This window comes from Bradyrhizobium sp. ISRA430 (assembly GCF_029909975.1).
In the GTDB taxonomy this organism is placed as follows: domain Bacteria; phylum Pseudomonadota; class Alphaproteobacteria; order Rhizobiales; family Xanthobacteraceae; genus Bradyrhizobium.
The window spans coordinates 6,864,391-6,876,493 of record NZ_CP094516.1; the positions used below are offsets into that span (position 1 = coordinate 6,864,391).

The window sequence follows — 12,103 nt, forward strand, 5'->3', positions numbered from 1 at the left end:
GTACGTGGGCCCGACCTGGGCTCGCCGAATATGCGACTACTTCTCGCCGGCTCGGGTGGCGGACTTGGCGCCGGCCAATTCCGTCAAGTTGATGCGATCAAATTCGCTCCAGACATTTGCCAGCCAGTGCCGGACATAGCCGCGCAGCACGAAGGAGTTGTTCGCGGGTTCATCGTTCCGCCCCTTGTTTGCAACGAAGTCTATGAATGGGACGGATGCGACTTCCACCTGCTCATAAGCCATCTCGTTAAGCTTCGGTATGACCAACTCAGTCGCATGTTTGATGCGGTGAAAATAGGAATTATAGGTCGCTTGATCCCACTGGAAGAATTGAGTGTCGTTGATGAAGTTCTTGACTAGGTAGTACTTTGCGCCGCTCATGAAGGTCGCGGTCTCCGCGATCTCGTCTAGCGAAGCGATGGATGATCCCAGGATATGGAACACGGCGAATGTTATCTGGCCAGACCGCGCCGTGTCCAGAAATCCGATGTCGCGCAAGGAAGCCAGGGCAGAGGACAGTAAGCCTGCGCGAGCATCAATGACAGTGACGGACAGCCCTGAGTTCAGGGTATCGAAGATCTTCATCTGGTCCGCTGTCGTCGTCATGTCAACGATCTCGGTGATCTCGGGATAAAAGCGCTTCAGCGTTCCCCGCGGCGACTCCGTGTCGAATGCGCGTGTTTGCACGTTGTTGACGCTGAAGTAGTCCAGTAGCGTTCGTGATACGGTCGTTTTGCCGACTCCTCCCTTGTCCGCACCTACCACAATTACAACTGGCTTCACCATGGAAATCTCCTGAGACACTCGCTATTGCCGCGCGCAAACTGCGCAACCGGCGCGTCACTGCTTTGGGTGCGAACATGGCAGAAAGAAGGGGCAATGAACCTTCGATGCGAGAGCTGTGCAACCGATGAACGTTTTCAACATCAAGCGAATGAGCACGCAACGACGATGCAGGCCGAGGTGGGGAGTAAATCACTTGTGCTGGTGATCTACGTGAGGTTTGTAGGCGGCTGGAATGCGCGCCGCCAAGAACCAACGGTCTGCCTGTGGTGATCGTTACGATTGCCATATCTATTGCGCCGCTATCTAGATTGGCATGAAGCGACCGATTCTTACGTAGCGTCAGATTGCGAGCTCGGCGAAGCACAATCGAGCCGGTGCTAAGCGGTCCGACTATGGCTTGGCAAATCATCAAACGTCTGCTGGATCAGATCGTTGTCTGTTCGGCGGACAAGTACTGAGAGATGTGCCTGAACGACCGATCTCTCGCTCTGCTGAAGAATATTGAGATATGCGAGCGTTGAAACGGGTTGCTGACGCAAATGGCAAGCATGCATCTGTTCAAGCTGAGGCGAGATTATCGTGTCATGGAGAACGAGATCGAAGGGTGAGCGGGACGAAGCCCGACGGAGCAACATCGGTGGCGAAGCGACAGCGAGGACGCTCCGTCAAAAGAAGCCGGCGTCGAGCGAATGCGACCGGCGATCTTTCTCTTGGGCACAGATTTCGCCGATGACGCTACGTGGTGCGGGTCGAGAAGAATCTGCAGGGAATGAACGATGGCCTGGCGCGCGTGCGCTCTCGCTGGGCCGCTTCCTTGAGTGCGGCGGACGGTGTACATTACCGTTTTAAACCGTCCACTCTGACCACCCTTTCGTTTACTAGGCAAGCCCGCCCTGAAATGGGATGCGAGGTGCGCGTCCAGTTCTCGTTTCTTCTGGTCGGTCGCGCTTTAGATAGTTGGTCGGCATAGTCGGCCTCGGCGTAAAGCTACGCCATGCTTGCCTTCATATGGGGCAACCACCGAATCGTTGCCAGACGCTCCCCTAGAGTTTGCGCTTGAGGGGCATCGATCCCGCTGGCGCCACGGTACATAACGCCACCCCGTAACGCGGCCCGAGCACAACTGAACGCGACTAAGGCGGATACCTACTGCAACAATGGAGGGAAGCGTGGAAAACAGGAAGCGTCGACCTCATAGCTGCCGCCGAAGGCCGCCGAAAGTAGCGATCCTCTGGCGCTGCGAAGAGCTCCGATCCGGGCATCGCTGGTTAGGCTGGAAATGAAAAGAATTAGGGGCAAGCCATTTGGTAAGCGGTTATCTCTACGTCTGAGCTATTGCCCATTGGCACGACGACAGCGCCTCAACTTAGTGTTCGCTGGGGCCGTTTTCTATCTTGCATTTGGTTACCCTGAAGAGTTCAACCCGGACTGCTTGTTTGGCAACGCGTTTGAACAAAAACGGCGCTCAGGCCGCATGGTAACTGTCGGCGAGCGAATATCTCCCCGAGCTAAAGGCGGGTGGCTGGACGCACTCTGCGCGCAACAGCCAGGCGCTTGTTAAGCGCCTGGGCTGCTAGAAAGTCAATTCGGTGGCGCCGTCGGGGCGGCGTCTGGCTGCTGGGCGCCTGGCGGGGGTGTGGTCGCCGACGGCATGGTGGTCGGCTGCGCTGCGTCCTTTGGGGAGCGGCCGACGATAATTGTGAGCAGACCCTCGCCCCACAGCCGCTGCGCTGCTCTCTTGGCGTCCTCCAACGTCACAGCATCGATCACGGCGTCGTGCTTTTCGAAATAGTCCATGGGCAGCTTGTCAAGCTGATGCTGCAACAGCGTTCGCGCAAGCTTTGATGATGTGTTGAGAGCCAGCATTTGCGAGCCCTTCAGGTAGGACTTTGCATCATTGAGTTCCTGCTGAGTCGGTCCTTCCTCGGCGATGTGGCGGACCTGCTTCTCGATTTCTTCGACCGTTTGGTGGGCACGATCGGCGCAGGTGCCGCTATTGCCGAGAAACACGGCTGAATGATCCAACCAGACCAGGTTCTCACGAACCGAATAGGCCAGTCCGCGCTTCTCGCGGACTTCGCGGAACAGGCGCGACGTCAGGCCGGCGCCGCCGAGGATGTGGTTGACGACATAGGCGGCCATGAAATCGGGCTCGCTGCGACGGACGGCTGGACCGCCAAAAGTCACAACTGTCTGCGGCACGTCGAGCGGAATAAAGACTCGCTGCGGCGGCTTTGCTGCGACGACTTCGGGAACCGGCGTCGCTTCCGCCTTGGTCGGCAGGTTGCCAAAGGTCTTGTCGAGCAGTTTGCAGAGGACCCCTGGATCGACGTCGCCGACCACCGCGATTGTGAGCGTGTCTTTTGCGATCACGCGTCGGACATAGCCCTTGAGATCCGCGACCTCGATTTTCGGCACGCTTTCCAGCGAGCCGCCGGCTGGGCGAGCATAAGCATGATCGCTAAAGGCGACTTCGAGGAACTTGTGATGGGCCAGAGACGAAGGGTCGGTCGAGTCGTGCCGAAGGCGCGCAAGCACAGTGGCACGGATCCGTTCGACATCGGCCGCATCGAAACGGGGCGAGGTTAGCGCCATCCGTAAAAGGTCGAAGGCTTCGTCTGCGCTGTCCTCGAGCGTGCGCAAGGAACCGCGGAAGTGATCATGGGTCGACTGAAAATGCAGATCAATGGCACGATGGTCGAGCCGCTCATGAAAGGTCTTGAAGTCAAGCCCGGCGGAACCTTCCTTGAGCAGGCCAGCAACCATGTGGCTTACGCCAGGTTTTTGAGCGGGGTCCTGAGTCGCGCCGCCGGTGAAGGCAAATTCCATCGCGATCAACGGGACAGTGGAATCCTGTACGAACCAGGCTTCTATACCGCAAGACGAAACCAGGCGCTTGATCCTGGTCCGGGCAAGCGTCCTCGTGGCGCCGAGCGAATTTGGCGAAGCGAGCATCGCGATTGAGAGCGAGGCTCCCCCGAGGAGGATCTCACGTCGTGTGCAGGGATGGATCATTAGAGCTTCTCCCCGTGTTTTGGGGTGGAATCTTTGATCAGATAGCCGGTCACAGACCGTTTCTTGTCGAGCCATTTCCGCACGACCTCGTGCACCTGCTGTGCACCGACCGCGCGGATACCGTCCGGCCAGCCCCGAATATCGTCGATGCATAATCCCGTTGTCAGGCCGCGGCCATACCAGCGCGCGAGCATTTCCTGATTGTCCTGGGCGTAGGTTACCCGCGCGATCAGCCGCGTCTTGACCCTCTCGAGATCTTCGGTGCTCGCGGGATTACCCGCAATGTCCGCTATTACCTCGTCGATGGAGCGCTCGATCTGGCTGAGTTTGACGCCGGGTTTTGGTACGGCAGAAATCGCGAATAGCGAGGGATCGAGCGCGGCAGAGTGGTAGGTCGCTCCGGCAGTGACCGCGAGCTGCTTTTCGACCACCAGCGAGCGATAGAGATATGAGTTGACGCCGCCGCCCATCAACTGCTCGAGCACGTCAAGCACTGGACCCTCGCCGGCGGCCGCGGTGCGAGCCGATGGTACAAGATAATAGCGGTGCAGGGCGGGCTGCTCGACGCGGGCATCGGCCAACGTCACTGTGCGCGGCGCGGCCGGCGTCGGCTCCTGCGGCCGCAGGCGTTCCACGGGAATCGATGCTTGCGCGGGGATGCCGCCAAATGTGTCCGTCACCATCGAGCGGATTTCCTTGGGGGCGACGTCGCCGGCGACAATCAGGATCGCGTTGTTCGGTGCATAGAAGCGCTTGTAGAAGGTAAGCGCGTCCTCTCGGGTAAGCTTTTCGATTTCCTGGCGCCACCCGATAATGGGGCGACCGTAGGGGTGGTTGAGGTAAAGCGCCGCCATCATCTGCTCGGCGAGACGTTCACCTGGATTGTTGGCGACGCTCATATTGAATTCCTCCAGCACGACGTCGCGCTCGCAAAGCACGTCCTCATCTTTGAGAATGAGACCGGTCATGCGGTCGGCTTCAAATTCCATCATCTTGCCGAGGTGCTCGCGCCGCACGTGCTGGAAGTAGCTGGTGTAGTCGAGCCCGGTGAAGGCGTTCTGATTTCCGCCGGCGCGCAGGACGGCCTTGGAGAATTCATTCGCCGGATGTTTCGAGGTGCCCTTGAACATCAGGTGTTCGAGGAAATGCGCAAGCCCCGATTTGCCAGGCGGCTCGTCGGCGGAACCGACCTTATACCAGATCATCTGAGTCACAACGGGTGTGCGATGATCCGGGATCACGACCACCTGGAGGCCGTTCTGAAGCGTGAAGCTAGCTGGTCGATCCGATCTGACCGTGTCGGCAAAGACGCTCTCCCCTTCAGGAAGATATAAGTCAGTGCTATCATCCATTCTGTGCTCGACCGCCAGCGCGGTGAGCGTCGTCGAGCCAGAGGCATTAGCGGCAGTACCTCCTGCCTTGGCGGTGACCGAAATCCCATTCTTCATGGCATCTTCCATACTGATCCACGTTCATGGTGGACAAATCCGACAAAGCGGGGAGCCGCGCGTCGTTTGCCAAACACCAGAGCAAAGACCGGACCAATTGCCGGAGGGGCGTACTCACGGCCGCGCGCACGCCAACTGGACACAAAATAGAACTGGCGCGTACCATCCTGGCAAAAGGTGAACCGTCGACGTGTCGTGAACACGACATTTACGCACGACGCGTCAGGATGACTTGGCGTCAACTGGCAGAATGGAAAACTTGCAGAAGGGGTGGATTGAGCGGCGGTATGACGTCGGTGCAACTTTCCGCAGGCTCGCGGTTACACATCTCGCTCTACACGATGAATGGCTTGGCAATATTTCTCATGGTCGCGAGGCGGGAGTCGGCGAGCAGCTCCTTGGAGTACACTGCGCCGAAGTAGTCGAGGACGAAGGTGCCAGAATAGCGTAGATTATCGGCCGCGCGGATTAGGTTATCGAGAATTGTGCCGACTTGGCTAATGCGGTCGCGATAGCGCGCGCGGATAACGTTAACGGCGTTCATCGAGTGGACCGCCTCGTCTGCAATTACCTCCCTCAGCCAATGATGGAACATGCTGTTCCCAAGTGTGTCGTAAAACGGCTTTTCTGCTGCATAGGCGCGACAAGTGCACATCTCATCAAATGCGATCATAACCATTAGGGAAAATTCGTCCTTCAGGTGTTCAACGATCGGACCAAAATCATGAGATCGAGCCTCCAATCTCTCCCGAAGATTCTTTTTGGATCCATTAGCGACAAGTTCAATGATCCGGATGAATCCGTCGGTGTGGCGCTCTTCGTCAATCGCCCAGGCGTTGAAGAATGCGGCAGCTTCATCGGAAGCGATAAGATTTCTCGCCACTAATTCTTGTTTCAAGTACCGGGCGTCATATTCGGTGTACAGATCAGGCCACAATTTGTCCCAACGTGCGCGGACAGCCGACGGCTCGGCGGCGAACATCGCTGGCGTAAGAGTATTGAATAATTCTTTTGGACTCCAGTTCCGTCGAAACGGCGTGATCATCCGAGTGCCCCTAAACGCGTAGGATGCGAGCGCGCCGGCGCACAATTGTTGTCATCCGTACGCTCGTGTCATCCGTACGCTCGCAGAGCATATGCTACAAACAAGAGGCCGTCGTCTCCTTGTTTTGGTAGGCTGATGGCCAGAGGTCTTTCGGCTGGCTGCAGTGTCCCCTTGAATGGCGCAGTAGCCTTTTGTGATCCACACGGCCGCAAAACCAGGGACACTTGTCATTGCTAGTTGCGGGTCTAAAACGGCCTCACTTGACCTCGCGAGGGGCGCTCTGGCGGGCCGCCATGCTGACAGGCACGATAGTTTCAGCAGATCCACGACGCCGCATATTGAGGGGTAGGACTGCGGCACGTTTTGAAGCACAATTAGCGGCACACGTGGCATCCGATGGGAGTCCCCGGCATCAATCGGGTGTGGACCAATGGTGGTAGTCTGCGTCCCAGTGGATCCCGAACGTTAGCCTCGTTCCCATAGCCCTTTAATTTTCGGCAGTTGCGGCGATACGACTTCCTTGAAAGGGAGTGCACGGATGAAACACCTCATCATGAGTATCGATGAGTATCTCTCTGGCCTTCTTCGATTCCGCTAAATTCTCGGTGAAATCCCTGTGCACTCCCGCCGCGCAAGCGCACCGCTAAATCAAGTAAACGGAGCGACGGAAGAGAATCAGAAGCTTATGCGATAAGCTTACGCGACCTGGTAGATTGCCTAGGGTTGCGCGATTGAGAGGATCCGTCGCTAAGCAGCATTTCGGTTGTCGACCGGCGAGGTAAACAACTGCTCAATCTCGCTAGCTTCGATGAGACGGAGGAAGTCACAGTTGCGTGCCGTTTGCTGTTTATGGAGGCAAAAGGATGGCGACAAAGCACCGGCTCTCTGTCATTCAAATCACCAATAAACGGATTGCTCAAATTAGTTAGTGAGGATTCCAACGACAGGCCAGTTCACAGTCATCCTGATTGAGATTGCAAGCCGAAACGTGCCTCGCTCGCGCTAGCTATTGCTAACTCCGCTATCCAACCAATAAACTGAGCCAACGGGGTGCAGAAGCGCCCGGATGGAGCACTGCCGAGCCGGGTTTTATGTGGATGTGCTCCTTGTGGAAGACATTCATTATCGGCCTCTGTCATGCCGGCAAGGTTCTGCCAACCATTCACGGCTTCCACTCCGACCGCTAACGGATCGAAAACGGTTTTCGAGCAAGTTCTTGCCCGGGATAGCAGGGGAGGAGATCCACACATGACCGGACCGGCCGTTATGGAAAACGTGCGCCGCTATCGCGCGATAGCTTCGTTGTGCCGTCAGTCCGCCGCATTTCGGCCAATCCAACGGGACTCATTGCTAGCGCAAGCTGCAGAGTGGGAGGAACGCGCGATCGCGGAGATCGAGAGATACTTCAGTTGTTCTGCTGCACGTCCTGCTTGATTGCGCTCGACGATGAAAAGAATCCACCATCTGGCCAATAGGTCGGATCATGAAAGGCAATGCTGGCCAAACGATCCAGTCGCGCAAGCGGCCGCGCTGGGAATTCATCGGCGGGAGCTTCGAATAGAACGCTCAAACAGCTTCATCATCTCCGCCAGCACATCCCGGGCCCTCGTCCAGCCACGGGATAGCTCAGCTCTGTGGATTGCTTCCGCCCTCGCCGACGCTGTGCCAAGGGCGCCGTTACGTTGCCCGGAGGGATGATGCGTTCGCATTCGGCAAGAAGAACTCCTTGGTTCGGCACCGTTCGTCGCGGTGCCGTGCAAACATTAAGCCCTAAAGCCGACCGTAAGAGGGGCATGCCGAGTAAATCTGCTAGCCGCCAGGAGCTCGTGTATGATCGCCTGATGAATGTCGGCGCGCGCTGGCCAGCCGGAAGATCCGATGTTGCGCCACGCAAGGAAAATGGAAACTCCGGCTTATCAAAAGCGCAATTCCGCCATCTCCTGCGGATGCAGAAATCATTGATCAAGAGTTATATGGCGAAGGGCATGAGATGCGAGGCTGACTCGCCAAAGTCGATCTGGCCAATGACGTGGGTTATCTTCGTGTAGAGCCTGTACGCTCTACATAAAGTCATATTCATCATCATACGGATCGTTCGCGGGCTTTGCCGCACTCTCGGTACACCTGGCATTGCCGCTATTGTCTTCAGTTGCGGCAAGATACAAAGGCGGTTTACCCGCTCGTTGCCATTTGCATCCTTTTTCCATTTGTCCTCGTGCTTGGTGGGATCAAGCACCATCATCGAGTCACTTACCTCAACAAGCCAAACGCTGCTGCGCGGGCTTTCGCTTCCGGATTGAAAGAGTGAGAGAGGACGAGCGGTTCGTTGCCGTCGATCCGGAGCTGATGTTCAAGCAAGATATCGCCCGCGTTATCGACAAGCGGATGAGTAGCCCGGAAATCTATTATTGAGGTGAGTTCATCTCACCCAGGAAATTGTTCGCGCCAATCATTTTTGCGCTTGAACAGCTCACTCGGGCGACCTCCGGCTTCCGTTCTCAGGGCCCGGCGCTCTTGTTCTCGAGCTGATAGCTGAAAATATCGCGCTTTCTCCGAACCAGACTTCGTGCCGAAGCAAAACGCAACGTCCGCTGTTCGTTGAGCCTTTCGGGACACCCGAGCTAGGGTATCGCTGGGGATTCGCAGCAATATGCTCTATGTCTCCGCCATAAAACTCCGTCAGCTTGTTCTCGAATGAAGATCTTGAGATCTCAACCACCGGTGGCTCGTCAACCAGCGCGTATGGCGGGACTGCAGCCGAAAATGAATCAGAGGAGAAACTCGATGGCGCCGAATTCAGGAAGGAGAGTATATCTGGCGAATCTTTGGCGATGCGCGTAGTACCGGTCATTAGTCGCGCTCGTTCTCATTTCATCGGCCTCGGAAGCGCATTTGGTATCGGATAAATTGCTGGTGCGCTGAAACATGAAGCCTCCCATTTGTATCGACGAGGTCGCGAGGGCTGCCGCCGATTGAGTGTTCCGCATTGATGGTAAGCCTAGCTGTCGGTATGCTGACAGCTTAGCATCAAGACGTCACCATTCCGATCCGCTCCCGCATTGGCTCGTTCGAGATAGCGCCGCGAAGTGCCGGCCGTCCGCCTGCGGTGCTGGGTTGGCGCCGCCGGCCTCCGTCTTACCTTCAAGGGCGAGGGACAGTTTGAAGTTATTGCGCAGCATCGGGTTTGCGGGTTCCGCTGCGAGAGCTTGGCGGTAGAGTTCTTGGGCCTCCAGATGTCGGCCCTCGTGATCGAGAACAACTGCTTTGGCATTCAATGCGCGCAGGTCGCCAGGGGCTGCCAATAAGATCCCGTCGAGCACCTCAAGCGCATCATTCGGGCATTTGCGTGCCAGCAAAGCCCGCGCAAGAGGAATCGCGGCATCAACATTGTCCGGTCGTTGCTTCAGTGCATCGCGCAAAGCCTCCTCGTCAGCATCCCGACCGAGGGCGTGAGCGATGCGCTCGCGCATAGCTGGATCGACCTCCTTGGCCCCGACCAGTTCTGCCGTAGACGTCGGCTGCTGTGAAAGACCCGACTTGTGCGAGTTAACGCAACCCGCGAGCAGCACAATGGCAAGCATGGGGAGAAAGGCCGAGCACGAATGGCGACGAAAATTACGCCAGCGCCGCAGAACGTTAATCTTACATGAATTCATAAGCGTCCTCACGACCCCAAACCTGTGCTCGTCAGCCGGCCGCAGGGAGGAGGTCACGATGCCCGCCTGTAGGAGTCTTGTCCTTGCCGGGCGCAAGTTTGACGGAGCCAATCGGCTGGACGGTGAAATCCGAGGCGAGATCCTGATAGGAGAGAACAGGTAGGTCTATTCCATTGCGGGTGAGAAAGCCGCGGACGAAGCGCCGGATATCCATCGAGCCCAGGATAACTGGCTGGTTCTGACTGCGTGCGATGCTCGAATGGATCTGGCGAAATTGTGAAAGCAGCATCTCGCTTTGCCGATCCTCCAAAACGAGATAGGGACCGACAGCGGTCTCGCGCACCGCACTGCGCACGATATCCTCGGTCTCGCGCTCGACGATAAAAGCCGCCACAACACGATGGGCGTTGGCGTAGCGGTGACAGATCTGCCGCTTCAGAGCGGAGCGCACATATTCGGTGAGCAGTACGGCATTTTGTTCCCGTTCGCTCCATTCTGCAAGCGCCTCCAAAACCAAACGGGTGTTCCGGATCGGGATGCCCTCGTCCAGCAAGCGACGTAGGACATCCGCGATGCGAGGGATCGGTGTCGTGCGCAGCACCTCTTTCACCAGATCGGCATATTCCTGCTCCATCCGGCCAAGCAACTGACGCGTTTCCTGAATGCCCACCAGGCGCTGTGCATAGCGCGTCAACGTTAACTGCACGCGCAGGGCGATGATTTCGCTCGGACGGTGGTGCCCTATTCCGGCAGCTTTGAGAGCAGGCGCATGGACTTGTTTGATCCAGATCCGATTCGTGTCTGGGTCGTGCCAAAAGGGGATCCCGCTCAAATCAATGTTCGCCACGTCGTCGTTAAGTAAGAGTTGTGTAGGGTCAATGGCGCCCTCTTCCACGGGCACTCCTTCGACATCCACCCGGAATTGCGATTGGGCCAGGTGCTTTGCGCTTTGGGCGGGAATGCGTGGAATTGTGATGCCAAGATCAGCTGAAACCAGTGCCGAAACCCGAGCGACGCACTGCTCGAGTTCCCCTACGTCGATTGCCTGCATCAGGCTCGGCGCTAGCAACAGCGTAATTGGAAGTGCCTCCGCGGGCACGGCTTGCTTCTGACCCTGTGCGGAAGCGGGAGCCGAACCGGTGGGACCGGCGCCGGCTTTGGGAGCGGTCTTGCCCTCTTGCACGCCAACCTTGAGAAAGCTGGCGGCGGAGAAGAGCGCGGCCAGTATGACAAAGGGGGGCAAAGGGAAGCCAGGAACGAGCCCCATCACAAGCAAGACACAGGAGGCCAAGCGTAGCGCTTGTGTGCTGGCCGTAAGTTGGTTGACGATATCGGCGCCGAGATTGAGTTTGGAAGGACCGTTGACACGAGTAACAATGGTTGCTGCGGTAATTGACAGCAGCAGGGCCGGAATCTGCGAAATGAGCGCATCACCGATCGTCAGGATGGTGTATTGATGCATCGCCTCCTCGAGGGACATGCCCTTGGAGAGTGATCCGATCGTGATGCCACCCAGCATGTTGATGCAGATGACTATGAGTCCGGCTATGGCATCGCCCTTCACGAATTTCATAGCGCCGTCCATCGCACCGTGCAGTTGGCTTTCTCGCTCCAGCGCGCCGCGCCGGCTGCGGGCTTCGTGCTGATCGATATGGCCGTTGCGCAGCTCCGCGTCGATCGCCATCTGCTTGCCCGGCAGCGCATCGAGCGTGAAGCGCGCCGATACCTCCGCCACCCGTTCGGCGCCCTTGGCGAGAACCATGAACTGCACCATGGTCACGATCAGGAATATGACAATGCCGACGGCGATGTTGCCGGATATGACGAAATCGCCGAACGTATGGATGATGCTGCCGGCATCGCCCTCGGCTAGGATCAGTCGCGTCGTTGCAACGGTGAGAGCAAGACGAAAGACGGTGGAGATCAGGATGACGCCCGGCAGGGACGAAAAGTCGAGCGGCGTGTTGAGATACAGGGCTACCATCAACAGCAATATGGCAAACCCCAGATTGAAGCCGATCAGCATATCGATCACGATGATCGGGATCGGCATGATCATCATTCCGATCGCCAGAAGAAGCATCAACGCGACCATCAAATCCGGGTGAGCCGGCGCGCGCGTGATGAGATTTCGTAGAAGGTTGGCCATGAGA

9 protein-coding genes are annotated in these 12,103 nt (G+C 57.3%); 2 read left to right on the forward strand and 7 right to left on the reverse strand.

All coding sequences use genetic code 11. From position 1 onward, the window contains the following. Nucleotides 1-36: 36 nt before the first annotated feature. The 4 genes from MTX21_RS32645 to MTX21_RS32660 all read right to left on the reverse strand — a co-directional run bounded on the left by MTX21_RS32645 (nt 37) and on the right by MTX21_RS32660 (nt 6,294). Entirely contained in the window at nt 37-786 is a 750-nt protein-coding gene (locus MTX21_RS32645) for a hypothetical protein (protein ID WP_280968676.1), read from the reverse strand. Nucleotides 787-2,367: 1,581 nt separating this feature from the next. Then, entirely contained in the window at nt 2,368-3,741 is a 1,374-nt protein-coding gene (locus MTX21_RS32650) for a pitrilysin family protein (RefSeq protein WP_280970865.1), read from the reverse strand. Between the two features lie 59 nt (nt 3,742-3,800). Continuing rightward, entirely contained in the window at nt 3,801-5,153 is a 1,353-nt protein-coding gene (locus tag MTX21_RS32655) for a pitrilysin family protein (RefSeq protein ID WP_280970866.1), read from the reverse strand. Nucleotides 5,154-5,583: 430 nt separating this feature from the next. Next, entirely contained in the window at nt 5,584-6,294 is a 711-nt protein-coding gene (locus MTX21_RS32660; protein ID WP_280968677.1) for a hypothetical protein, read from the reverse strand. Between the two features lie 1,248 nt (nt 6,295-7,542). Here MTX21_RS32660 and MTX21_RS32665 point away from each other — a divergent pair. Next, complete coding sequence (locus MTX21_RS32665) at nt 7,543-7,728, forward strand: hypothetical protein (protein ID WP_122405457.1); 186 nt, start codon at nt 7,543-7,545, stop codon at nt 7,726-7,728. Here MTX21_RS32665 and MTX21_RS32670 read toward each other — a convergent pair. Next, a complete protein-coding gene (locus MTX21_RS32670) occupies nt 7,700-7,864 on the reverse strand; it encodes a hypothetical protein (protein ID WP_280971194.1) in 165 nt (54 codons plus the stop codon). The genes MTX21_RS32665 and MTX21_RS32670 overlap by 29 nt on opposite strands. Before the next feature lie 127 nt (nt 7,865-7,991). Between MTX21_RS32670 and MTX21_RS32675 the strand changes: the two genes are divergently transcribed. Next, nucleotides 7,992-8,342 (forward strand): hypothetical protein, encoded by a 351-nt coding sequence (locus tag MTX21_RS32675; RefSeq protein WP_280968678.1) that lies wholly within the window; start codon nt 7,992-7,994, stop codon nt 8,340-8,342. A gap of 987 nt (nt 8,343-9,329) precedes the next feature. On the opposite strand, the gene MTX21_RS32680 is transcribed toward MTX21_RS32675, so the two are convergent. Together MTX21_RS32680 and sctV are read right to left on the reverse strand one after the other, a co-directional pair. After that, nucleotides 9,330-9,875 carry a tetratricopeptide repeat protein gene (locus tag MTX21_RS32680; RefSeq protein WP_280968679.1) on the reverse strand — a complete coding sequence of 182 codons (546 nt, stop codon included), beginning with the start codon at nt 9,873-9,875 and terminating at the stop codon, nt 9,330-9,332. Between the two features lie 106 nt (nt 9,876-9,981). Further along, a complete protein-coding gene (sctV, locus tag MTX21_RS32685) occupies nt 9,982-12,099 on the reverse strand; it encodes a type III secretion system export apparatus subunit SctV (RefSeq protein ID WP_280968680.1) in 2,118 nt (705 codons plus the stop codon). Nucleotides 12,100-12,103 lie beyond the last annotated feature (4 nt).

Excerpts from the sequence above, each read along its gene's own strand:
- MTX21_RS32645 (WP_280968676.1), bottom strand. The coding sequence starts at position 786 with ATGGTGAAGCCAGTTGTAATTGTGGTAGGTGCGGACAAGGGAGGAGTC.
- MTX21_RS32650 (WP_280970865.1), bottom strand. The coding sequence starts at position 3,741 with ATGCTCGCTTCGCCAAATTCGCTCGGCGCCACGAGGACGCTTGCCCGG.
- MTX21_RS32655 (WP_280970866.1), bottom strand. The coding sequence starts at position 5,153 with ATGGATGATAGCACTGACTTATATCTTCCTGAAGGGGAGAGCGTCTTT.
- MTX21_RS32660 (WP_280968677.1), bottom strand. The coding sequence starts at position 6,294 with ATGATCACGCCGTTTCGACGGAACTGGAGTCCAAAAGAATTATTCAAT.
- MTX21_RS32665 (WP_122405457.1), top strand. The coding sequence starts at position 7,543 with ATGACCGGACCGGCCGTTATGGAAAACGTGCGCCGCTATCGCGCGATA.
- MTX21_RS32675 (WP_280968678.1), top strand. The coding sequence starts at position 7,992 with ATGCGTTCGCATTCGGCAAGAAGAACTCCTTGGTTCGGCACCGTTCGT.
- MTX21_RS32680 (WP_280968679.1), bottom strand. The coding sequence starts at position 9,875 with ATGCTTGCCATTGTGCTGCTCGCGGGTTGCGTTAACTCGCACAAGTCG.
- sctV (WP_280968680.1), bottom strand. The coding sequence starts at position 12,099 with ATGGCCAACCTTCTACGAAATCTCATCACGCGCGCGCCGGCTCACCCG.